Origin of the sequence: Chryseobacterium sp. MMO-72 (assembly GCF_037146035.1) — a bacterium.
Classification (GTDB): domain Bacteria; phylum Bacteroidota; class Bacteroidia; order Flavobacteriales; family Weeksellaceae; genus Chryseobacterium; species Chryseobacterium indicum.
Genome location: NZ_JBBCWG010000041.1, coordinates 1 through 223, shown reverse-complemented (window position 1 = coordinate 223; position 223 = coordinate 1). Strand labels below are relative to the sequence as shown.

Here is a 223-nt window from a genome sequence, read left to right as displayed (position 1 = left end):
CATTCTTCATTTCTCAATCTCTTTCCCTTTTACTAATTTCTAGTGGGTGTGTATTATGATATATCAACCAAATAAAAAACTAAAGCTTTACTTTAAGTAAGTACTGTGTACCTGCGTACTAATTTTGTTTTTCGTCTTTAAGACGCTCTAAAATGAGATGTTCCAGCCGCACCTTCCGGTACGGCTACCTTGTTACGACTTAGCCCTAGTTACCTGTTTTACC

The 223-nt window shown here is 36.8% G+C and carries 1 rRNA gene; it reads right to left on the bottom strand.

The annotated features are described in order from the left end of the window. Nucleotides 1–150: 150 nt before the first annotated feature. Nucleotides 151–223: ribosomal RNA gene (locus WFH39_RS21180) — 16S ribosomal RNA — on the bottom strand; the annotation flags it as partial.